Source organism: Sulfurimonas aquatica (assembly GCF_017357825.1).
Classification (GTDB): domain Bacteria; phylum Campylobacterota; class Campylobacteria; order Campylobacterales; family Sulfurimonadaceae; genus Sulfurimonas; species Sulfurimonas aquatica.
Genome location: NZ_CP046072.1, coordinates 1,008,032 through 1,028,354 on the forward strand (window position 1 = coordinate 1,008,032; position 20,323 = coordinate 1,028,354).

The following is a 20,323-nucleotide window of genomic DNA, read 5'->3' on the forward strand; positions in this document are numbered from 1 at the left end:
AAAGATACTTTAGTGGGGCTAATATGAAATTTGATAAAAACTTAGATGATTTACTCTTTGATTTAGCTCCTAGCGCACTTATATTGCAATCTCTTGATGGTTCATTATTAAAAGTAAATGAAGAGTTTTTAAATATTATTGGACACACGAAAGAAGAACTTAATAACCTTTCTTACTGGGACTTAATACCTTTAGATGGGCACGAAGAAGAACAGGCACAACTTAAATATCTACAAAACGAGAGAGGAAATATTTCTCATAAAAAAGAGTATATTCATAGAGGTGGACACCATATTAATGTCTTGCTAAATAGAACACTGTTAGTGCACGAGAAAAAAGCATATATTTATACAAATATTATAGATATTACACACTCTGCAAAAAAAGAAGAAGTCTTAAATAGTGCACAAGAACTTGCACATATTGGCCACTGGTATTTAGATCTAATTACGGGTGAACTCTCATGGTCCGATGAAACATATCGTATCTTTGGGCTTCAACCACAAGAGTTTACTGCAACTTATGATTCATTTGTACAGAGGATATATGAAGATGATAGAGAGGCTGTAAATAGTGCATATACAAACTCTATAGAGTTAGATGAGGCTTATGAGATAGAACATAGAGTTATTCGTCCAGATGGCGAGATACGTTTTGTTATTGAAAAATGTAAACATTATCATGATAAAGGTGGAAAAATAATTGGCTCGATTGGTACTATAATAGATATTACAGAGAGAAAAGTGAATGAAGAGTTATTAATAGAAGCTAAAAACAGAGCTGAAGAGGCAAATTCAACTAAGAGTTCATTTGTTGCAAATATGTCTCATGAACTGCGAACACCCTTAAATGCTATTTTAGGTTTTTCGAATAAAATGTTTAAAGACCCAAATATGGGTAGTGAGCAAAAGTTACACTTACAAACTATAAGCTCTTCTGGAGAACACCTTCTTAATATGATTAATGATCTTTTAGATATGTCAAAAATTGAAGCTGGAGAGATGAAGGTCTATGATGAAGAGTTTGATTTACGTAAAACCATAAGAAGTATTTCTGAGCTGATGTCACACCAAGTCAATGCAGATTTAGTTACTTGTCAATTAAGTATAGATGAAAAATTACCAAAATTTATCATGTCTGATGAGAGTAAAATAAAGCAGATTTTATTTAATATAATAGGAAATGCTATTAAATTTACTAAAGAGGGACATATAAAATTTACAGTATTATTTTCTCAAGCCCATAGAAAGGATTCTTTAGAGATAGTTGTTGAGGATACTGGCTGTGGCATTGAAGAGAAGATGATTGAAAATATATTTAAACCCTTTGTTCAAAATGATGGCATTAAAAAGATAGAGGGGGGAACAGGACTAGGGCTGTCTATATCTAGAAATCTTGTTAATTTAATGGATGGTTCCCTTAGAGTTGAGAGTGAAGTTCAAAAAGGGACTAAGTTTTACATTATACTACCTATAAAGGTACTAGAAGGTTCTCCTGAGATAAACGCGAAACCTGTTCAGACTCATAAAACTAAAAAAGAAAAGACAAAAGCAGTTAGAGTAGATTTAGATCCTAGAACAATTGATCTCTCAAGTAGGAAGTTGATAATAGAAGCTGCACTTATAGGTAGCGGCATGAAAATAAAAAAAGAGTTAGATAAGATAAAAGATTTAGATAAAGATATATATGAATTTATTCAACAAAAAATGAAGGTATATGATTTCGATTCTATAGTTTCACTATTAAAGGTATAAAATGGCTCAGAATACAAATATATTGGTTGTCGATGATACAGTAGTAAATCTGGAACTTTTAGAGATAATTCTCTCTGAAGAGGGTTATGATGTGCGTACTGCAACTAGTGGAGAGATGGCTTTAAAGTCCATACAGAGACAAAAACCAGATCTTATTTTACTTGATGTCATGATGCCTGGAATAGATGGTTATGAAACATGTGAAATGATAAAAGAGGACCCTGAACTCAAACAAATTCCAATCATTTTTTTAAGTGCAAAATCTCAAGCAGAAGATAAAGTAAAAGCATTTACACTTGGTGCAGTTGATTATCTTGTAAAACCTTTTGAGACAATAGAAGTTATAGCTAGGATTAAAACACATCTTTCAATTCATTTTTTAGAAAAAGAGTTAAAACAAAATCTCGAAATAGTGGATAAGTATGTAATTATGTCATCTACTGATATAGAAGGAAAAATCATAAAAGTAAGTAGTGCATTTTGTGAAATGTCCGGATACTCTTTGGAAGATCTCTTAGGAAGTAATCATGCGATTCTAAGAAGTGGAAGTAGTACAGATAAACTCTATAAGGAGTTATGGGAGAGTATAAAATCAGGACAAACATGGAAAGGTGAGATAGAAAATATCAAAAAAAATGGGGATACATATTGGGTTGATTCTATAATTTCTCCAAATATTGATGATAATGGAATCATAACTGGATATACATCTCTTAATAGTGACATTACAGATAAAAAAAGAATTGAACTCTTATCTATTACTGATCAGCTAACGGGACTTTATAACAGAAGACACTTTAATGATGTGCTCAGTGATGAAATAAATCGGGCAATGAGACATGGATCAAAGTTATCTTTAATGATGCTAGATGTAGACTTTTTTAAACAGTATAATGATACATATGGGCATCAAGATGGTGACGATGTTCTTGCAACTATCGGCCATACTCTTAACTATAAATCATTTCACCGAACTAGTGATACTAGGTTTAGACTAGGTGGTGAAGAGTTTGGTGCAGTATATGTTACAAGTACAAAAGAGGATTCACTTTCAATTGCCAATGAAGTTTGTAGAAGTATTCAAAATCTTCAGATTGAGCATAAATCAAGTAGTGTAGATAAGGTTATAACAGTTTCTATCGGTTTAGTATCTATAGATTTTGCAGATAAGAAAAATTATAAATATGATAGTGATAGTTTATATAAAATAGCAGATGATGAACTTTATAAAGCTAAAAGTGGAGGACGAAATAGGGTGAGTTTTATATCATTTTAACTCCTAAGATTAAATCCTAGGAGGCATTAAAACTATGAGCGAGACTCTACAACTTCGATAGAGTTAATGTCATCTTGACCTTGAATAGTGCTTAGAACTTTAAAGCTCTCTTCATCATCTTCTTCAATCGCACCAAAAACAGTATGTACACCATCTAAGTGTGGAGTATCAACAAAAGTGATGAAAAACTGGCTTCCACCTGTATTTGGTCCAGCATGCGCCATAGAAAGAGTTCCCGGCTTATGTACAGACGTGTTTGATGCCGTTTCACACTTTATAGCCCAACCAGGTCCACCAGTTCCAGTTCCAGTAGGACAACCACCTTGCGCCATAAACCCGGGGATAACGCGGTGAAAATTAAGGCCATTGTAGTAACCAGTGTTTGCTAAGTGTGCAAAGTTTGCGACTGTATTTGGAGCTTCTTCTGGCAATAGTTTTAACCAGATATCACCTTTACTTGTAGCTACTTTTGCATACTGCTGTTTTAGTGACTCTTCTGCACTAATTTTATAATCTTTTAGTTCTTTTCCAAACATAACATTCCTTTTATATATAATTTCGACATTATAGTTAAATATTCTAAATAGTAGAGTTATAGTATGGTATGAATCATTTTTTATAAATAAATACATGATTATAAGAATAACTTTGCTAATATTAAAGCATTTATATAAGGATATTTATGAGATACATATTATTAATATTTGCTCTTTTTATTTTATCCTACTCAAATGATACTGCTTTATCTTATGCGCATTTGAGTGATGAAGAGAAATCCTATCTATTAAAAAAATCAGAGATAAAAATGTGTATAGACCCTGATTGGATGCCATTTGAGAAAATAGAAGAGGGCATGCATATTGGAATGACTGCTGATTATTTTAAAATTTTCTCTAAGAAAATTAGTATACCAATTGTTTTAGTACCTACTAAAACATGGACTGAGTCATTGGAATTTGCTAAAGATAGAAAATGCGATATCCTTTCCTTGGCAATGAGTACGGCCGATAGAACTAAATATATGAATTTTACTCAAGCCTATTTAAAAGCACCTCTTGTCATCATTACTCAAATTACAAAACCTTTTATTGATGATCCAGTAAGTGTTATATCAAAACCGTTGGGTATCACTAAGGGATATGCATTTATTGAAATTTTAAAGAAAAAGTATCCAAATATTAACTTAGTAGAATTTGAAACACTGCAAGATGGTTTAAACGCAGTGCGAAGGGGAAAAATATTTGCTTACATAGATAACCTAATAAGCTCTGGTTACTCTATACAAAAAGAGTATATTGGTGAGCTTAAAGTTGCTGGTAAATTTGAAACTACTTGGCAGTGGAGTGTTGGGGTTAGAAATGACGACTCTGTTTTATTGTCTATTTTTGAGAAGATTATATCATCTGTTAAAAGTGAAGAGTATAGAGATGTAATGAATAAATGGATAAGTGTTCAATATGAATCAAAGTATGATTATGAGCTATTTTTAAAAGTGGCTGCCGGTATGTTACTCTTGATAGTAATGTTGGCATTGAGGCATAATACTTTAAAAAAATATACAATTAAATTAGAAGAGAAAGAGAAAGAGTTAGAACAGTTGTCCGCAGCAAAGTCACTCTTCTTAGCAAATATGAGTCATGAGATTAGAACACCTTTAAACGCGATACTTGGCTTTATAAATCTCTTAAAAAAAGAGAGCCAAGGAAGAAGTACATCTTTAGAATATATAGATATAGTGGAAAATTCAAGTAAAACTTTACTTAATATAATTGAAGATATTTTAGATTTTTCAAAAATAGAGAGTGGAAAAATTTCTATTAACCTAGTTGATTTTAACCTAAAGGATGAACTAGGCTCAATTACACATCTTTTTGATGCAAAATGTTCAGAAAAAAACATTACATTATCACTTATATTTGAAGATAATTTGCCAGAAGCTATAAATAGTGATGCCTATCGAATTAAACAAGTGATATCAAATCTTTTAAGCAATGCTATAAAGTTTACACAATCTGATAAAAATATATATGTAAGAGTAGGCTTTAAAGATAACTATTTGAGAGTGAGTGTAGTGGACGAAGGCAAAGGTATATCTAGTGATAAACTGACGCATATTTTTCTTGCGTTTAATCAAGAAGATAATTCAACAACGAGAGAGTTTGGCGGAACTGGCCTTGGGTTAAGTATTAGTAGTGAGCTTGTAAAACTTCTAGGTGGAGAGCTCAAGGTTAAAAGTAGTATCGGTGTAGGGAGTGAGTTTTACTTTAGTATTCCTGCAAAAATAGTTAAAGATGTAGTGCATTTAAATAAGGGAGTTGAAGAGCTAAGCTTTAGTAATGAGAAGATTTTGGTGGTTGAAGATAACAGAGCTAATCAGTTGTTTATGAAAATTTTACTCCAAGAGATGAACCTGACCTTTGATATAGCAAATGATGGAGTAGAAGCTGTTGAAATGTTCAAGACCAATAAGTATGAAGTGATATTGATGGATGAGAATATGCCCAACCTAAATGGTATAGGTGCTACAAAAAAGATTATAAAGTATGAAAAAGAGAATGAGCTAATGCATACTCCAATTATCGCGTTAACTGCGAATGCGCTTAAAGGGGATAAAGAAAAATTTCTAAATGCGGGAATGGATGAATATATGACTAAGCCCCTAGAGAGAAAAGTGCTTACAACTAAACTACTACTGTTTTTAAAACACTAAAAGCTGTTTTGTACTCTATCTTATGGAGTGTAAAATTGAAAGTTACTCTTCTTATCGCTCTTGGCACCATACATAGCGATATCTGCATACTTTAATAGTTCGTTTGCTTCTGTGGCATGAGTAGGATAGATGCTTATTCCTATGCTCGCAGATATTTCAAGTTCATGCTCGTCTATGTGTAGCAGTTCCATCAACCTTAGTTAGTTTACAGTCAAAACTATTTATGTCTTCAGTTTTGTCAGACTCAAGAAAGAGTTCAACTTCATGAGTGGAAGAGAACCCCTCAATGAGAAAGTTAGATGAAATCTTAGATGTTGATAGCCCAATTAGCTCATCTCATTACATTGCGTTATCTTCTTGTCCTCTATAATGACAATGCCATCAGACGCTTTTTCAAATATAATTTCAAAAGCTTTATTTTGGTCCATGTGTTTTTTTAAAACACTAGATGAAAAGGCTATGTCTACGCTTCCTAAATACTCGTCTTTATAAAAGATGAGGTAAATATTACGAAACGAATGCATTATTTCCCCTCTTCTAGTCCTCTGACAATCTTTTTATTTGCTTTATACAGTATTTCTAAGACCTCGCTAAATAGTACATGAAAGAATATAACATATTACTTAATGGTTTAATTATGTTTATATAGTGCTAACTTGGTTTCTTTCACTGTATGAATTTTATATTTATTTATTTTCTAGCTAATTTACAAAGATGATGTTTTTTTGTAAATAATAAGGCTATAATTTTTTTATGAATAATTTTTTTAATAGTATATATACCTACATACTACATAAATCAAACACCATAACAATACAGCAGGCAAATATTTTTACAACTCTGTTTATTTTTATATTTACAATACTATTTGCATACCTTTTGATAACAGAGAACTATCATGATTACGAGAGAGCTTTGTATAGTAATGAAAAGAGTTTAGATACAAATATATCCCAAACTATATATCATGCAGATAGAGAAAAGAAGCTCAAAACTTTACTGATAAAAAATACCATAGCTATAGTGACACTGGCATTTATACTCTTTGGGATAATGCTTGGCTTTTATAAAATATTTAATACACTGTTACAACGTGATATGCAGGCATTTTTAGACTTCTTTAAAGAAACTGCACACAGTGAACAGGTACTTAATCCAAATGTTATTTTTTTTAAAGAGTTTAAAACTATGGTCAGTTATGCAAACAGTATGGTTGATACCATTAGTGAAAAGAAACGCGACCTTGAAGAGTTAAACTTAAAACTAGAAGATAAGGTCAAAGAAAAAACCGCAAACCTACAAGAAACAAATGCTAACCTAGTTAAAGAAAAAGAGTTAAGAGACAACATACTTCAAGCTCAAAAAGAGTTTTTAAGACATACCATTCATGAGACAAATACTCCACTAAGTGTTATATTGACAAGTATAGACCTTCTAAGTATGAACAATAAAAAAGATAGACACCTCTCAAAAATAGAGGCTGCAACAAAAAATATATTTAATATCTATGACGATTTAAGCTACTTAGTTAAAAAAGATCAAGTGGAGTATCCTCGTATAACAGTAGATTTAGACCTTTTTCTTAAAAGTAGAATAGACTTTTTTAGTGAAGTAGCACAACTCTCGAAGCTTGAATTTGTTTATACCTCAAGTCAGAGTCAAACATTTATATATTTTAACGAGACAAAACTACAAAGAGTTATAGATAACACTCTAACAAACGCCATAAAATATACCTTAGCAAATGAAAAAATATATATAGGGATTAGCGTTATGGGCAGTTTTGTAGAACTATCGGCCGGAAGTAAATCAAAAGAGATAAAAGACACTGATAAAATATTTGATGCATATTATAGAGAAGAAGAACATATAGAGGGTTTTGGTATAGGGCTAAGACTTGTTAAGAGTATTTGTGAAGAAGAAAATGTTAAGATATATGTAGATTCTAGCGATGAGAAAACTACTTTTAGATATAGATTTAAGATGATGGGTGAATAATGAAGATACTATTACTAGAAGATGAAGTGATGTTAAATGAGTCTATTGAGGAGTATTTAGAGTCTCAAGGACATGCCCTAGAGAGCTTTTTTGATGGACTTGAAGCATATGAGTCTATAAAGAAAAATGAGTACGACTTACTTATACTAGACATTAATGTCCCTGGTATGGATGGCCTTACATTTTTAGAAAAAATACATGAGTTAAAGATTCATGTACCAACAATATATATTAGTGCATTAGTAGATATAGAAGATATTTCACGTGCATATAAACTTGGTTGTGTAGATTATCTAAAAAAGCCGTTTCATTTAAAAGAGCTTATACTTAGACTCGATAGGATTGTCCTCTCTAACGATGTGCCTAGAGTACATCTAAGACTCTCAAAAAATTACAGTTATGATCAAGAACACTCAACGCTTCTTTTTAATGGACTAGCCCAAACACTTACTAAACGCCAATCTCAGATAATAGACCTCTTATCTAGAAACAGAGGTAGAGTGGTAGACTTTGAGCAGTTTAGTATCTATATATGGGATGATCAAGTAGTGGATAACGCCACCATTAGGGCTGAGGTAAACAGACTTAAAAAGTTCCTCCAAGAAGATATTATTAGTAATGTTCGAGGAATGGGTTATATGATAGAGAAGCCATAAATATAAAACTACTGTTACAAATTTTCACAAGTAGAATATTTTTAACAATAAGTTTTTAAAATATATCCTTTGCTATGTTCGTGCTATTTTCATGCTTTACTATTAAAGTGTAAAAATAGATAGGGGAGTTAATATGAAGAAAAAGATTGTACAAAGTCTACTGGTTTGTGGACTTTTAAGTTCTGTAAATGCAGTTGCGGCTGAAGACTTAAGCAGTATGTTCTCGCAAGGTAAAACAAGTGGACAGATTAGAGAGTTTTCTGTTGATCGCGAGTATCAAGGGAGCGCAGGAAACACTACGCATAGAAGAGCAAACGCAGTTGGTGGTCATTTAAAGTTTGAGACTGCAGACTTTAAAGGTTTCACTTTTGGTACAGCGCTTTACACAACAAACGGTTTTTTAAATGATACAGACTATACGAATGAATCTAAAGTTGACGCAACGCTTTTTGGTCCTGGAAATGGAAACCTTAGTTTTGTAGGTGAAGCTTATTTGAACTATAAGCATGAAAATACTAACTTCAAAGCGGGTCGCCAAACATTAGAAACTCCTATGGCTGGAGGTGATGACGCTCGTATGATTCGTAATCTATTTGAAGCGTATATGCTTACAAATACGGACATAAAGGGTGTTACTCTTACAGCTGGACACATCGCTGGTTTTTCACAAGGAACGTTTGGTCGCGTTTATAATGCTGGAGCAGATAGTGCAAATGCACTTTTAGCAGTAACTGGCGGTTATTCATATGTAGATACAAAAAACAATGTTGGCCAATTTGTAAACATGGGAACATATGCCGTTGGCAAAAAAACAGATGGCGTTTCAGTTGCTTCTGTTGTATATACAGATATAAAAAATCTTAAACTCCAACTTTGGGATTACTATGCGCATGACTTAATGAATGTTGTCTATGGGCAGGCTGATTACTCTTGGACATGTCTTTTAAATAAAGACGTAAAACCATATGTAGCGGGACAGTTTATAAAAGAAGATAACGTTGGAGATGATTTAGCTGGTGATGTAAATGGTTTTTACTGGGCTGCAAAGTTGGGTGCAAAAGTTGAAAATTTTAATGCTTATATAGCATACTCACAAACAACTGAAAATACAGCCGCTGAGGCTGCTGCTGGTGGAACTGCAAACGCCATTTTAACTCCATGGGGTGGTATGTCGGCGTTTACGCAAGGAATGGTGACTCGTCACATGTATCTAGCGGGTACTAAGGCTTCAAAAATTGCAGCAAGCTACAACTGGAAAGGCTTCGGTCCAAACCTCTCTACTCTTGCATACTATACATCATTTGATATGCATGAAAATAGTGGATATGGAATTGAGAGAACAGCAACTGAAGCTGGTTATGATATCATTTACTACCCAGAAGCTGTAAAAAATCTACAGCTAAGAACACGTGCTAACTTTCCAAGAACATTTGCTGAGGGCACATCGGGAACAACTGGCTGGAGCGAGTACAGACTTATCGTTAACTATAATTTTTAGTACCCCACTTAGGCTTTAGCCACAGGGGCATCGGCATTTAGTGCCAGAAAAGGAAAATAAGATGAATAAAGAACTTGTAGAAAAAATTAAGAACAATCCTGATTATCAGGAGTTGGTCGCTAAGAGAAGTAGCTTTGCACTAAAGCTTACTGTAGCTATGTTAGTAGTATATTTTACTTTTATATTAACAATCGCGTTTAATCCTGCAGCACTTGGCTCTCAAATGTCTGCAGACTCTGTAACAACTATTGGCATTCCCATCGGAATGGCAATTATCATTTTCGCGTTTATATTAACGGGAATATATACTAAAAGAGCGAATTCTGAGTTTGATGATTTATCAAACAAAATTAAAGCATCGATAAAGGATAACTAAGATGAATGTGAATAGAATATTTTTATTTTTAATTCTCGGCTCAATTGCAGTATTTGCTTCTGGAACTATAGAAGGTGCTATTGAAAAACAGCCCTTAAATATGTCGGCAATTGTAATGTTTGTTATATTTGTAGGAGCAACTCTCGGTATCACTTACTGGGCTGCTAAACGTACAAAATCTGCAAAAGATTTTTATACTGCCGGTGGTGGTATAACTGGTTTTCAAAATGGTATGGCAATCGCTGGTGATTATATGTCAGCTGCATCTTTTTTAGGAATATCTGGTCTTGTATACTTGAAAGGTTACGATGGTCTTATCTACTCAATAGGTTTTCTTGTTGGTTGGCCAATCATTCTTTTTATGATAGCTGAACCTTTAAGAAACTTAGGAAAGTACACATTTGCTGACGTTGCGTCATACAGACTTCGTCAAACGCCAATCCGCTCACTTGCAGCATCAGGTTCTATCGCAACGGTTATTCTTTACCTAATCGCTCAAATGGTTGGTTCAGGAAAACTTATCCAACTTCTTTTTGGTCTTCAGTATGAAGTAGCAGTTATCCTTGTTGGTGTACTTATGATTCTTTATGTAACGTTTGGTGGTATGCTTGCTACTACATGGGTACAGATTATTAAGGCATTTTTACTTCTCTCAGGTGCGACATTTATGGCTATCGCTGTTATGGCTCACTATGACTTTAGTTTTGGAGCACTTTTTGCACATGCAACGGAACTTAAAGGTGTTGAAATTATGAGTCCGGGTGGTCTTGTATCTGACCCTGTTTCAGCTATCTCGCTTGCAGTAGCACTTATGTTTGGTACGGCTGGTCTGCCACACATTCTTATGAGATTTTTTACCGTTGCTGATGCAAAAGAAGCACGTAAATCTGTTTTCTTTGCAACTGGATTTATCGGTTACTTTTATATCTTAACTTTCATCATCGGTTTTGGTGCGATTGTTATGGTATTTCAAAATCCTGCATATTTAGATATGGCAAAACAGGCTATTAGTGGTGGTTCTCCAATTCTTGGTGGAAACAACATGGCAGCTATTCACTTATCACACGCTGTTGGTGGTGACTTCTTTTTAGGATTTATCTCGGCTGTTGCGTTTGCTACTATTTTAGCGGTTGTTTCAGGTCTTACTCTTGCGGGTGCTTCGGCAATCTCTCATGACTTGTATGCTTCTGTTATAAAAAAAGGTCAAGTTGATTCTGTAAAAGAGATGAAAGTCTCTAAAATTGCTACAGTTGTTTTAGGAATCGTTGCTATTATCATGGGTATTATGTTTGAAAAACAAAACATCGCGTTTGTTGTTGGTCTTGCGTTTGCAATCGCAGCTTCAGCTAACTTCCCTATTTTATTCCTTTCAATGTACTGGAAAAAATTAACAACTCGTGGTGCCGTTATTGGTGGTTCGTTAGGTCTTGCAACAGCAGTTTTACTAGTAATTCTTGGTCCGATTGTATGGGTACAGATTTTAGGAAATGCAGAAGCTATTTTTCCTTATAAATACCCAGCACTTTTCTCCGTTAGTGTATCATTTATAGGTATCTGGTTCTTCTCTATAACTGACAACTCTCATGATGCTCAAGCTGAGAGAGAAGCCTTTGAAGCTCAATATATCAGAAGTCAAACAGGAATAGGTGCTGAAGGCGCAAGTGAGCACTAGCAATGAGTCTTTTAGATCAGAGAAAATTAGTCGAGTCTATTCACCCTTTTGAGTCATTAAGTTCAAGTGAGCTTGATGACTTGATGGGTAAAATTGATATAGCTTACTATACTAAAGAGACACTTCTCATATCTAAAGATTTAGAATCTATCGTTTTTTATATCATCATCAAAGGCTCAGTTAATGAGTATGTTGATGATGAACTTCATAATGTCTACTCAGAGGGCGATAGCTTTGATGCAGATGCTCTCATATACTCAAAAACAGAATCAAAGTTTGTCGTAGAAGAGGATTTAATCTGCTATGAAATAAAAAAAGATGATTTTCTTGAGCTTATGCAGAACAAAAAAATACAATCCTACTTTCTTGAAGACTTTATCTCAAGACATCAACAGCTTAAAGAACATGAAATATCAAATGACTTATCACCGTTTTTGATGTCAAAAGTCTCTGAGATATTTCTACATAATGTCTGTATAGTAGATGCGGATGAGAGTGTTTACAACTCTTTAAAAAAACAACGCGACTCCCAAGCTAATGCGATTATAGTTAAAAACGCAGATGAATACTCTATAGTTACAGACAGTGACTTAAGAGAAAAAGTTCTCTTAGGAGATATATCTGTCCATGACAGTGTTTCTAAAATTGCCACAAAGGGCATTATATACATAGATAAAAATGATTTTTTATTTAATGCACTTTTAATTATGACTCAGAGTAATGTTAAACGCATAGTAGTAAAAGATGCAGAGGTTATAGTAGGAATCCTAGAGCAGATAGACCTGTTGAGTTTTTTTGCAAATCATTCGCATTTAGTTTCTGTTAGAATTGACAAAGCAAAGAGCGTTGAGGATTTAAAAGAGTTACAAGTTGACATCAAAAATATTATAGTGACCCTTCGCGCTAAAGGTGTAAAGGTTAGGTATATAACGAAGCTAGTCTCAACTCTTAACATTAAGATATATAAAAAACTTTTTAATATGTGTGTCGATCAGTCTCTCAGAGAAAAGTGTACCTTGATAGTTATGGGAAGTGAAGGAAGAGAAGAACAAACCATCAAAACTGACCAGGACAATGCTCTGATAGTTCAAAATGGCGAAAATATAGAACTCTTTGAAGAACCTATGAAAAGATTAAACAGTTATCTTTTAGAGCTTGGTTTTCCAAAATGTAAGGGTGAGATTATGGTCAGTAACTCTTTTTGGAGAAGAGATCTTAGTTCTTATAAAAAGCTTATAGATGATTGGGTATGGAGCATGAACGAAGATAGTATCCAAAACATAAGTATTGTCATGGATGCTAAAGTTGTAGCTGGTAATGCTTCGCTATTAGAAGAGTTAAAAGCCTATCTTCATAATAGTTTGATGGCACGTGCTGATATCTTAGCCCATGTCGCCAAAGCTATCTTGAATTTTGAAACACCACTATCTCTTTTTTCTGGTTTTGTTACAGACAAGAAAGATGAGAATAGATTAGACTTAAAAAAAGGTGGAATCTTTGCAATAGTTCACGGTGTAAGAACGCTCTCTTTAGAGTTTGCCATCAAAGAGACTAACACTGTAGAGAGAATTAAAAAGCTTAATGATAGAGGCATTATTGATAAAACTTTTGCGATGGAACTGATAGAGAGTTTTGACACTTTGAGTTCTGTACGTTTACATGCAATGCTAGAAGCGGGAAGTGAAGAGTCGTATAATCAAATCAATCCACATAAGCTCTCCAAGGTTCAACGCGATCTTTTAAAAGATAGTTTTAAAGTGGTAAATAGATTTAAAAAGTTTATCAGCTTTCATTTTCATTTGGAAATGGTGAGCTAATGTTCTCTTTTTACTCTCACTTCAAACGCAAGAGAAACTTTGCAGGTTTAAAAGATGAAACGTATAAGTTTTTGTTTGAAGAAGATAAAAGTGATGAATTTGTAGTTTTTGATACAGAGACAACAGGATTAAATCCAAAAGTAGATGACATCCTTTCTATTGGAGCTGTGAAGATAAAAGATAACAAGATTTTAACTTCACAAACTTTTGAGGTTTATGTGAAAAATACAAAAGAGATAAGTTCTAAAAGTATTGAAATACATGGTATTAGAACATGTGATTTGAAAAATGCAAAAAAATCTGATGAAGCTATAAAAGAGTTTTTACACTTTATCGGTTCAAGGAGGTTAGTTGGTTATTATCTAGAGTTTGATGTGAGTATGATAAACAAATATACTTTACCAATGCTTGGCATAAAATTGCCAAATAAAATGATAGAGGTCTCAGAGTTGTATTACGATGCACAAATAACAACCATACCTCAGGGAAATATAGATTTGCGTTTTGATACCATGTTAAAGAAATACAACATACCAAACATGGGTATTCATAATGCGGTAAATGATGCCGTTATGACAGGTATGATTTTTTTAAAACTTCAAAATGCAAGGTAGAATCAAATGATGAATAGAGTTGTAGTTATCGGTGGTGGATATGGTGGACTTAGAGCAGTTGAAGGTTTATCTACTTATGAAGATATTGAGATTACACTGATTGATCAAAATCCATATCATTATCTACAAACACAGGCCTATGGATACATAGCAGGGGAGTTTGATGTAAATGAAGTAGCTGTTGATTTATACAACTGGTCTCTTGGTTTTAAAAGAGTGAAGTTTATTCAAGCAACTGTGAGTAGTGTAGATTTTGTAAAACAAGAAGTATTTATGGGAGAGGAGCAACTCTCTTATGATTATGTAATCTTGGCATATGGAGCTAAGACAAACTTTTTCTCCTTTATAGAAGGACTTCGTGAAAATAGCTATGGTGTAAAAAGCCTATACCGTGCTTTTAACTTTAGAAAAGAGTTTGAAAATGTCATCTACAAAAAACTTCAAAACACAGACGACTCAAGTTCACAAGAGTTAAATATTGTCATAGGTGGAGCTGGGTTGAGTGGTGTTGAGGTAGCTGCTGAGATGGCACATGTTATTAAAAACTATAGCAAAACCATAGGCAGCAGAGCAAAAGAGATAAAAATATATCTCGTAGATGCAAGTGAGACTATTTTGCCAGGAACAAGTGATTATATTATAAAAAATACATTTAAAAGACTTGAGAGTTTAGGTGTAAATATTTTAACAAATGCTTTTATATCAAAGGTAGATAAATCATTTGTCTACTTTAAAGATGCAGAGCCATTAGAGTATAGTTTTATGATATTTACAGGAGGCATTAAAGCTTCGCCATTAAATGAAGTGATTGAGTCAGAAAAAAATAAAATGGATCAACTTTTAGTTGATAAAAATCTGAATATTTCTGGATTTGATAATGCTTTTGCAATAGGTGATTGCATAGAAATGAAGGGAGCTGATGGAAACATTTTAGCACCTACGGCACAAAGTGCAGAACGAAGTGCTGAGTATGCTGCTAAGGCTATAAAGAATCGTATAGATGGAACACAGTATAAAGGTTTTAATTCGAGCACGATGGGAATTTTCGTTGCACTTGGTGGTAAGTATGCCGTCGGAGAAGTATTTAAGTATATAAAGGTTCGAGGTTATATTGCATATACACTAAAGACAGCCATCACTTATGGATATTATATTGGGCTAAGGCTGCGTATTAATACGGGATTTAAAAATAGAATTTAAATGGAGATTGAATTATTATTCAAGCTAAGATTGATTCTTGCTTGGCTATAATTTTTCAAATTACTATAGATAAAACTTAACAACAAAAGGAAAGAAGAATGTCACAAATAGAAGCTAAACCAGTTTTTCAACCAAACAAAGAATTTGCTAAAAATGCAAGAATTAAAAATATGGATGAGTATAATGCACTGCAAAACAGAGCTATTAATGATTATGAAGGTTTCTGGGGTGATGCGGCTAAAGAGAAGCTAGACTGGATTGAACCATTTACAAATGTTTTAGATGAGAGTAAAGCTCCATTTGTAAAGTGGTTTGATGGTGGTAAGCTTAATGTTGCTGTACAATGTATTGATCGTCACTTAGATACTCGTAAAAATAAAGCGGCTATCATTTTTGAAGGTGATCGTGGTGATGTGCAGACTATCACTTACCTTGATCTTTATAAGAATGTAAATAGATTTGCAAACCTTCTTAAAGAGGACTTTGGCGTTAAAAAAGGCGATAGAGTTGTTATCTATATGCCTATGATTCCTGAGGCTGCTTATGCGATGCTTGCCTGTGCTAGAATCGGTGCTATCCATTCTATTGTATTTGGAGGTTTTTCTAGTGAAGCACTTAAAGATAGAATCGAAGATGCTGAAGCAAAAGTAGTAATTACAGCTGATGGAGCTTATAGAAAAACAAAACCTTATATGCTTAAACCAGTAGTTGATGCAGCACTTGAAGGTAAAACACCAGTTAAAAAAGTTCTTGTTGTTGAGAGAAATAATGAAGAGGTAACTTGGAAAGCTGGTCGTGACTACTCTTATAATGAACTAATAAAAGGTAAATCAGCGGTATGTGAAGCTGAAGTAATGGACTCAGAAGACCCACTGTTTTTACTTTACACATCAGGTTCTACTGGTAAACCTAAGGGTGTTCAACATAACTCAGCAGGATATATCCTTTGGGCTCAGATGACTATGGAGTGGGTTTTTGATGTTAAAGAGAACGACACTTTTTGGTGTACTGCTGATGTTGGTTGGATAACAGGGCATACTTACATAGTATATGGTCCACTTGCAATGGGTGCGACAACAGTTATGTTTGAAGGCGTTATCACTTACCCTGATGCTGGTCGTCCTTGGGCGATGGTTGAAAACCATAGAATTAACCAGTTCTATACAGCTCCTACAGCTATACGTGTTTTACATAAAATGGGTGAAGATGAACCGGCTAAATACGACATATCTTCACTAAAAGTTTTAGGAACAGTAGGCGAGCCAATAGATCCTCCAGCATGGAAATGGTACTACGAGGAAGTTGGGCAAAGTAAATGTGCTATCGTAGATACTTACTGGCAGACTGAGACGGGTGGTCATATAGTTTCTCCACTTCCAGGTGCAACGCCGATTAAGCCAGCTTGTGCAACACTTCCACTTCCTGGAATAATGGCGGAGATTTTAGATCCTGCTACTGGTGATAAAGCAGAAGTAGGGGAGACTGGCTATATGTGTATTACAAAGCCTTGGCCTTCACAAATTCGTGGTGTTTGGGGTGATGAAGAGCGTTATGTTAAATCTTACTATGGTGATGTGGTTAAAGATGGCAAGGCTGTATACTTTACTGGTGATGGTGCACGTTATGATGAAGATGGCTACATAACTATTACTGGTCGTACTGATGATGTTATTAATGTCTCGGGTCATAGAATGGGAACCGCTGAAGTCGAAGCAGCTATTAAAAAGCACTCAAATGTAGCAGAAGTTGCAGTTGTAGGTAAGCCACACGAACTAAAGGGTGAGGGTATATTTGCATATATCGTACTTAAGTCTGATGATGGCGTTGCAGATGAAGTTGAAGAAGTTAAGACAATAAACAATATAATTAAAAAAGAGATTGGTAATATAGCTATTTGTGATGATATGGTTTTTGCTCCAGGACTTCCAAAGACACGTTCAGGAAAGATTATGCGCCGTATTTTACGTTCAATTGCAAAAGGCGAAGAGATAACGCAAGATATTTCAACTTTAGAAGACCCATCTGTTGTAGCTAAAATAGAGGCGATGGTTAAAGGCTAAGTTACTTTCTCTTTAAACTAACATTTAAGGTTGAACAGATGAATGAAGTACCATTTGAAGCAGAGATTCCACAAGGAAAGTTGATTCTTTCTCGTACTGATTTAAAAGGGATAATAACCTATGCAAATGAGACTTTTGCACATGTCTCTGGCTACCAAGTAGCCGAGCTCATTGGAAAGCCACATAAAATAGTACGTCATCCAGATATGCCTCGTTCAATATTTCATCAAATGTGGGATACACTAAAAAGTGGACAGAAATGGAAAGGTTATGTTAAAAACCTTCGGAAAGATGGTGGATACTATTGGGTACACGCTAGTATCGTTCCACTTTCAGAAGGTGGCAAAATTGTAGGCTATAAGTCATCAAGAGCTTATGTAGAGCCACATAAACGCCAAGAGATTGATAAAAAATATGCTTTAATCCGCGCTGCTGAAGAGGGACAAATTTCATTTACAATGAGTTTGTCTTCATCACAGTGGAATAAAATAAAAGATAAAGCAGAAACACAAGGCGTAACTTATCAAGAAGTAGTCAAAAAATTGATTGATAAAATGTAATTCTAGACATACTCTAATATACTTTTTAGATATGTATCTTCTCATTTAACAAACTTCTTTGTCTCTGGATTATCGTATCGTCACTCTGCACGATTCTCTTAAATTTTGAGTAAAGCTTGTACTCTAAAAATATAGAGAACAGTCCAAAAATAGCTAAAAGTATCAATATACTTGTTAGTTTGATTTCAAAATAATCAAATATCATTGCAGAGACCGCCCCACCAATAATCGCAGTTGAGAGGACAAAAGATCTCAACATTAAGTAATCTTTGAGCTCTATCTCATCCTTCATAAAGTCAATGGTGTGAATCCTAGAAATTTCAAACGTTATGGCTTGAAATGTAAATATAGTTAAAATCGTATATGTAAATAGAGGCATGTTAATATTGCTTAAATAGTAGCTGCTAATTTGTATAACGTCTAGTAGTATGACAAAAAGGTATATCATATATATTTTTACTTTTTTAAAGAGTGGTTGTACTAAACCATCTATAGCTCCTACAAGCATATAAAAACTAATCATATATACTGGAAGGTATGTCCCTTCAAGTTTAGTGATATAAGGCATTAAAACCCAGTCTATATACGTACTTAAAAATAAAACTATGATTTGTAGTTTTAATAACTTACTGTTTTTTAGCTCTTTAAAGAGTTTTGTATAATTTTTATATGCCATTGTCTTTTTTCATTATGAACGCGTCACATCCATCAAGATAAAACCTATGCTCTATTTTAGTTGTTTCAAATTGAAAGCTCTTATACAAAGAGATAGCACTTTGGTTATCACATCTGACTTCTAAGAGTATACTTTTAAAACTAGACATCTCTAACTCTTCTAAAGCTTTTTTGAGCAGTAGTTTCGCTATGTTTTTTCCTCTATGCTCTTTTTGTACGCCTAGTGAATGTATCTTCGCGTTTTTTCGTTTTATGAGTACTAAAATATAAGCTACTACAACATCCTCTATTTTTGCAAGATAAATGAGGTTGTTGTTTATGTGATATCTTAGAGAAGCTTTAGAGAGTGGAAAGTTCTCTTTTTGAAACAAGCTATTCTCTAATAAATAGAGCTGGCTCAACTCTTTTATAGTTGCTTTGCTAATTGTCATTTTTGGTAAATAGTATACTTTGGTATTAATCTAAAAGGTCTATAGGACATTTTGACCTTTTTTAGATTTTCAAATCCCATGTCGTCGCCAACATTAATAAGCATTACACCATAGTGCTCTTTTAACACTTTAGAAAATTCACGGAATATAAACTGAGCGCATCCGAGAACTTCAAAGTCGGTTTTTTCAATAATAACGCTTGCCGTGTCGCCATTTATTTTCTCTCCAACAGTGAAGCCTTTTAACTCGTCATTTATATAGATGACTATGCCAATGAGGTTAAGTAGTTCATAATGTTTTAACATCTGCTTGATTGCATGCCTCTCCTGATGGATGCCTTCTAAAAAGACCTCCGCTTCTTCTTTAGGCATGTACTTGACTCTATCAGATACCCATTTGTTAAATAGACCTATTATTTCATCAGCATGTTTAGTAGAGTCAAGAGTTTCGATGGCATAGTCTGAATATGACTTAATAAACTTGTTTATCTCTGTTCTTTTTGTATGGTAGCTATTTCCACGTAGGTTGATAAGTGCGTCAACTTGGTAAATATAGTCTACTAGTTTTTTTTCTACCAAGTAATTTTCAAGCATTTCAAACATGCTTCCAACTTCGTCGGTAGACTGAACAAACTCTTCAATCATTGACTCTTGGACATAGTCTATGCGGGCATAGTATGGAGAACTGTTATTTTCATTCATAATAGCAAAACATTCAACGATGCTATCTGTAATATATTTTTTCTTTCCTAATGGAGGAAGAAGCATAGTTAACTCACCTCCCGTCATAACAAATAGACAAAAACATTTATTGATGATAGCGTAGAAGCCACTGCTGTTCGCTAGCCAGATATAGTTTGCTGCAAACGTATAGTCGCTAATATCTACGCTTAGTTTTAAAAGATACTTTTCAATTACTGATTTTGAGTCTATTGTAAATGGTTTGAGTTGTTGTTTACCTACTGACAAATTTGCCATTGTATTCCTTAAGAATTTAATTATATTTCGGAATAATACACAATATTTT

General features: G+C 34.0%; 19 protein-coding genes. 13 read left to right on the top strand and 6 right to left on the bottom strand.

Features of this window, described 5'->3' with window-relative positions; genetic code table 11:
• The first annotated feature begins 23 nt into the window (after positions 1-23).
• A complete protein-coding gene (locus GJV85_RS04840; RefSeq protein WP_207562742.1) occupies positions 24-1,754 on the top strand; it encodes a sensor histidine kinase in 1,731 nt (576 codons plus the stop codon).
• Between the two features lies 1 nt (position 1,755).
• Positions 1,756-3,030, top strand: a complete 1,275-nt coding sequence (locus GJV85_RS04845; RefSeq protein WP_207562743.1) for a diguanylate cyclase — start codon at positions 1,756-1,758, stop codon at positions 3,028-3,030.
• A 32-nt stretch (positions 3,031-3,062) separates the two neighbouring features.
• Here GJV85_RS04845 and GJV85_RS04850 read toward each other — a convergent pair whose 3' ends face one another.
• Positions 3,063-3,566 (bottom strand): peptidylprolyl isomerase, encoded by a 504-nt coding sequence (locus GJV85_RS04850; protein WP_207562744.1) that lies wholly within the window; start codon positions 3,564-3,566, stop codon positions 3,063-3,065.
• A 146-nt stretch (positions 3,567-3,712) separates the two neighbouring features.
• On the opposite strand from GJV85_RS04850, the gene GJV85_RS04855 reads away from it, so the two are divergent.
• On the top strand, positions 3,713-5,740 hold the full coding sequence (locus GJV85_RS04855) for an ATP-binding protein (RefSeq protein WP_207562745.1): 2,028 nt from the start codon (positions 3,713-3,715) through the stop codon (positions 5,738-5,740).
• A 20-nt stretch (positions 5,741-5,760) separates the two neighbouring features.
• On the opposite strand, the gene GJV85_RS04860 is transcribed toward GJV85_RS04855, so the two are convergent.
• Positions 5,761-5,931, bottom strand: coding sequence for a diguanylate cyclase domain-containing protein (locus tag GJV85_RS04860; RefSeq protein WP_207562746.1), 171 nt, complete (start codon positions 5,929-5,931; stop codon positions 5,761-5,763).
• Between the two features lie 135 nt (positions 5,932-6,066).
• The gene (locus tag GJV85_RS04865) at positions 6,067-6,264 is read right to left on the bottom strand and encodes a hypothetical protein (RefSeq protein ID WP_207562747.1); all 198 of its coding nucleotides are present in this window, start codon (positions 6,262-6,264) and stop codon (positions 6,067-6,069) included.
• A 229-nt stretch (positions 6,265-6,493) separates the two neighbouring features.
• On the opposite strand from GJV85_RS04865, the gene GJV85_RS04870 reads away from it, so the two are divergent.
• From GJV85_RS04870 to GJV85_RS04915, 10 genes are all read left to right on the top strand, one after another.
• Complete coding sequence (locus tag GJV85_RS04870; RefSeq protein WP_207562748.1) at positions 6,494-7,738, top strand: sensor histidine kinase; 1,245 nt, start codon at positions 6,494-6,496, stop codon at positions 7,736-7,738.
• Positions 7,738-8,394, top strand: a complete 657-nt coding sequence (locus GJV85_RS04875; RefSeq protein ID WP_207562749.1) for a response regulator transcription factor — start codon at positions 7,738-7,740, stop codon at positions 8,392-8,394. The genes GJV85_RS04870 and GJV85_RS04875 overlap by 1 nt, the downstream gene beginning before the upstream one ends.
• A 133-nt stretch (positions 8,395-8,527) precedes the next feature.
• Entirely contained in the window at positions 8,528-9,892 is a 1,365-nt protein-coding gene (locus tag GJV85_RS04880) for an OprD family outer membrane porin (protein WP_207562750.1), read from the top strand.
• A 61-nt stretch (positions 9,893-9,953) separates the two neighbouring features.
• Positions 9,954-10,268: a DUF485 domain-containing protein gene (locus GJV85_RS04885; RefSeq protein ID WP_207562751.1), complete on the top strand. Its 315-nt coding sequence runs from the start codon at positions 9,954-9,956 to the stop codon at positions 10,266-10,268.
• Position 10,269: 1 nt separating this feature from the next.
• A complete protein-coding gene (locus tag GJV85_RS04890; protein WP_207562752.1) occupies positions 10,270-11,940 on the top strand; it encodes a cation acetate symporter in 1,671 nt (556 codons plus the stop codon).
• 2 nt (positions 11,941-11,942) lie between these two features.
• Entirely contained in the window at positions 11,943-13,757 is a 1,815-nt protein-coding gene (locus GJV85_RS04895; protein ID WP_207562753.1) for a putative nucleotidyltransferase substrate binding domain-containing protein, read from the top strand.
• On the top strand, positions 13,757-14,371 hold the full coding sequence (locus tag GJV85_RS04900; RefSeq protein WP_207562754.1) for a 3'-5' exonuclease: 615 nt from the start codon (positions 13,757-13,759) through the stop codon (positions 14,369-14,371). The genes GJV85_RS04895 and GJV85_RS04900 overlap by 1 nt, the downstream gene beginning before the upstream one ends.
• A gap of 6 nt (positions 14,372-14,377) precedes the next feature.
• Positions 14,378-15,571 carry an NAD(P)/FAD-dependent oxidoreductase gene (locus GJV85_RS04905; protein WP_242689837.1) on the top strand — a complete coding sequence of 398 codons (1,194 nt, stop codon included), beginning with the start codon at positions 14,378-14,380 and terminating at the stop codon, positions 15,569-15,571.
• A 98-nt stretch (positions 15,572-15,669) separates the two neighbouring features.
• On the top strand, positions 15,670-17,631 hold the full coding sequence (gene acs, locus GJV85_RS04910) for an acetate--CoA ligase (RefSeq protein WP_207562755.1): 1,962 nt from the start codon (positions 15,670-15,672) through the stop codon (positions 17,629-17,631).
• Positions 17,632-17,669: 38 nt separating this feature from the next.
• The gene (locus tag GJV85_RS04915) at positions 17,670-18,191 is read left to right on the top strand and encodes a PAS domain-containing protein (RefSeq protein WP_207562756.1); all 522 of its coding nucleotides are present in this window, start codon (positions 17,670-17,672) and stop codon (positions 18,189-18,191) included.
• A gap of 25 nt (positions 18,192-18,216) precedes the next feature.
• On the opposite strand, the gene GJV85_RS04920 is transcribed toward GJV85_RS04915, so the two are convergent.
• From GJV85_RS04920 to GJV85_RS04930, 3 genes are read right to left on the bottom strand one after another with little or no spacing between them, the layout of a single operon-like run.
• On the bottom strand, positions 18,217-18,867 hold the full coding sequence (locus GJV85_RS04920) for a hypothetical protein (protein WP_207562757.1): 651 nt from the start codon (positions 18,865-18,867) through the stop codon (positions 18,217-18,219).
• Positions 18,857-19,297: a ribosomal protein S18-alanine N-acetyltransferase gene (rimI, locus tag GJV85_RS04925; RefSeq protein ID WP_207562758.1), complete on the bottom strand. Its 441-nt coding sequence runs from the start codon at positions 19,295-19,297 to the stop codon at positions 18,857-18,859. The genes GJV85_RS04920 and rimI overlap by 11 nt, the downstream gene beginning before the upstream one ends.
• Complete coding sequence (locus GJV85_RS04930) at positions 19,294-20,274, bottom strand: DUF2156 domain-containing protein (RefSeq protein WP_207562759.1); 981 nt, start codon at positions 20,272-20,274, stop codon at positions 19,294-19,296. Before GJV85_RS04930 ends, rimI begins: the two co-directional genes overlap by 4 nt.
• Between the last annotated feature and the right edge of the window lie 49 nt (positions 20,275-20,323).

What these genes read in the sequence shown, in the direction of transcription:
- GJV85_RS04840 (WP_207562742.1), top strand. Translation starts at nt 24, where the DNA reads ATGAAATTTGATAAAAACTTAGATGATTTACTCTTTGATTTAGCTCCT.
- GJV85_RS04845 (WP_207562743.1), top strand. Translation starts at nt 1,756, where the DNA reads ATGGCTCAGAATACAAATATATTGGTTGTCGATGATACAGTAGTAAAT.
- GJV85_RS04850 (WP_207562744.1), bottom strand. Translation starts at nt 3,566, where the DNA reads ATGTTTGGAAAAGAACTAAAAGATTATAAAATTAGTGCAGAAGAGTCA.
- GJV85_RS04855 (WP_207562745.1), top strand. Translation starts at nt 3,713, where the DNA reads ATGAGATACATATTATTAATATTTGCTCTTTTTATTTTATCCTACTCA.
- GJV85_RS04860 (WP_207562746.1), bottom strand. Translation starts at nt 5,931, where the DNA reads ATGGAACTGCTACACATAGACGAGCATGAACTTGAAATATCTGCGAGC.
- GJV85_RS04865 (WP_207562747.1), bottom strand. Translation starts at nt 6,264, where the DNA reads ATGCATTCGTTTCGTAATATTTACCTCATCTTTTATAAAGACGAGTAT.
- GJV85_RS04870 (WP_207562748.1), top strand. Translation starts at nt 6,494, where the DNA reads ATGAATAATTTTTTTAATAGTATATATACCTACATACTACATAAATCA.
- GJV85_RS04875 (WP_207562749.1), top strand. Translation starts at nt 7,738, where the DNA reads ATGAAGATACTATTACTAGAAGATGAAGTGATGTTAAATGAGTCTATT.
- GJV85_RS04880 (WP_207562750.1), top strand. Translation starts at nt 8,528, where the DNA reads ATGAAGAAAAAGATTGTACAAAGTCTACTGGTTTGTGGACTTTTAAGT.
- GJV85_RS04885 (WP_207562751.1), top strand. Translation starts at nt 9,954, where the DNA reads ATGAATAAAGAACTTGTAGAAAAAATTAAGAACAATCCTGATTATCAG.
- GJV85_RS04890 (WP_207562752.1), top strand. Translation starts at nt 10,270, where the DNA reads ATGAATGTGAATAGAATATTTTTATTTTTAATTCTCGGCTCAATTGCA.
- GJV85_RS04895 (WP_207562753.1), top strand. Translation starts at nt 11,943, where the DNA reads ATGAGTCTTTTAGATCAGAGAAAATTAGTCGAGTCTATTCACCCTTTT.
- GJV85_RS04900 (WP_207562754.1), top strand. Translation starts at nt 13,757, where the DNA reads ATGTTCTCTTTTTACTCTCACTTCAAACGCAAGAGAAACTTTGCAGGT.
- GJV85_RS04905 (WP_242689837.1), top strand. Translation starts at nt 14,378, where the DNA reads ATGATGAATAGAGTTGTAGTTATCGGTGGTGGATATGGTGGACTTAGA.
- acs (WP_207562755.1), top strand. Translation starts at nt 15,670, where the DNA reads ATGTCACAAATAGAAGCTAAACCAGTTTTTCAACCAAACAAAGAATTT.
- GJV85_RS04915 (WP_207562756.1), top strand. Translation starts at nt 17,670, where the DNA reads ATGAATGAAGTACCATTTGAAGCAGAGATTCCACAAGGAAAGTTGATT.
- GJV85_RS04920 (WP_207562757.1), bottom strand. Translation starts at nt 18,867, where the DNA reads ATGGCATATAAAAATTATACAAAACTCTTTAAAGAGCTAAAAAACAGT.
- rimI (WP_207562758.1), bottom strand. Translation starts at nt 19,297, where the DNA reads ATGACAATTAGCAAAGCAACTATAAAAGAGTTGAGCCAGCTCTATTTA.
- GJV85_RS04930 (WP_207562759.1), bottom strand. Translation starts at nt 20,274, where the DNA reads ATGGCAAATTTGTCAGTAGGTAAACAACAACTCAAACCATTTACAATA.